Source organism: Enterococcus sp. 7E2_DIV0204, assembly GCF_002140855.1.
Taxonomy (GTDB): Bacteria; Bacillota; Bacilli; order Lactobacillales; family Enterococcaceae; genus Enterococcus_L; species Enterococcus_L lemimoniae.
This window is the reverse complement of sequence record NZ_NGKY01000001.1, coordinates 1,209,249-1,210,641: the sequence shown is the minus strand read 5'-3', so window position 1 is coordinate 1,210,641 and position 1,393 is coordinate 1,209,249. Positions and strand designations below refer to the sequence as shown.

Below are 1,393 nucleotides of genomic sequence, written 5' to 3'. Positions count from 1 at the left end.
GAAGGAAACGTAAAAAAAATGGAAGAGTTGTTGATCAGTATCAATAGTCAGTTGAACAAATACGCTGACACAGTAGCACAACGTGACCAACAAGACACATCTAGATGTGTATAAGAGACAGGTATACTTATTGACCGATATACTATCTGTGTAAACAAATTTGTTATAGAGTAGGAGAAATTATAACTGTCTCTTATACACATCTAGATGTGTATAAGAGACAGCCGATATACTATCTGTGTAAACAAATTTGTTATAGAGTAGGAGAAATTATAATGGCAGGAGCAATTTCCGTCACACCCGAGCAACTGAAGTCACAAGCAAAGGTTTATACACAATCACAACAACAAATCCAAGATGCGATTCGTAAAGTAAATTCTATGAATCAACAAATCGCGCAAGAGTGGAAAGGTCAAGCGTTCCAATCGTATTTAGAACAATACAATCAATTAGAAGGTAACGTTAAAAAAATGGAAGAGTTGTTGATCAGTATCAATAGTCAGTTGAACAAATACGCTGACACAGTAGCACAACGTGACCAACAAGATGCAAGTTCTTTCGGTTTAAACTAAATTAATTTTGAAATAAAAAAGCGTTAGTGCAGTACATTGCGCTAACGCTTTTTTGAGTAAAGGGGTTTAACGTTTGAATAAGAAAAGAGCAGTTAGACTAGGAATACTTACAGGAATTATTGTCCTTTTAGGCATACTAGGAACGTTAGGAGTGAAAAAAATGATCGAACCAACAGAGAAAGAAAAACAAATCACTTTTCTCAAAAAACATGAAAATGAAATGAATGAGTATATCGAAAATAGTGTTGAATTTCAAATATCAAAAGTTACTTATAATTGGGATAGTGTAATAGAAAATACGATAGGAAATGGTCTGCCTAAAGGAGCAGGTAAAGTTATTCAAATATTTGGGTTCGTAAATAATAAAGAGAATTTGGATTTTAGATTGGACATTCAAATAGACGATAGTAACCTCCCCAACTTAAATACTATCAAATATGGTCAACAATTAACTGACGAAGGAGAATGACATGGCTAATTTAGAAAAAGACTATAATATATATGCTGATTTATCACAAGGTGCATATACCGGTAGGGAAAACAACTTTCCTTACAATGAATTAAAGCCTAGTCAACAAAATAAATTAAATTCAAATGAGTCCGTAAAATTTAATTTTTCAGATGCAAAAGATGCACATGGAAATAGTATAGATACGGTGTATTTACAACCAGACAAAACAGTAGAAACTATTACGGAGAAAAAATTCTTTGGCAAAGATAAGGAGTACCAAAAAGGGCTTTTAACGGATGAAAAAGCAGGGTATAACTCTTATTATCTAACAGATACCCCTACTCTAAATACAGACACAAAGCATACCTAC

Annotated in this window: 2 protein-coding genes and 2 pseudogenes; all 4 read left to right on the top strand. The window is 33.2% G+C overall.

The annotated features are described in order from the left end of the window. Positions 1 to 114 (top strand): annotated as a pseudogene (locus tag A5819_RS05695) (WXG100 family type VII secretion target); the annotation flags it as partial. A 161-nt stretch (positions 115 to 275) separates the two neighbouring features. Continuing rightward, a complete protein-coding gene (locus tag A5819_RS05690) occupies positions 276 to 572 on the top strand; it encodes a WXG100 family type VII secretion target (RefSeq protein WP_010761887.1) in 297 nt (98 codons plus the stop codon). Positions 573 to 645: 73 nt separating this feature from the next. Then, on the top strand, positions 646 to 1,041 hold the full coding sequence (locus A5819_RS05685; protein WP_254907223.1) for a hypothetical protein: 396 nt from the start codon (positions 646 to 648) through the stop codon (positions 1,039 to 1,041). Position 1,042: 1 nt separating this feature from the next. Beyond that, positions 1,043 to 1,393, top strand: a pseudogene (locus A5819_RS05680) (hypothetical protein); the annotation flags it as partial.

Coding starts and splice junctions, on each gene's coding strand:
- A5819_RS05690 (WP_010761887.1), top strand. CDS start 276: ATGGCAGGAGCAATTTCCGTCACACCCGAGCAACTGAAGTCACAAGCA.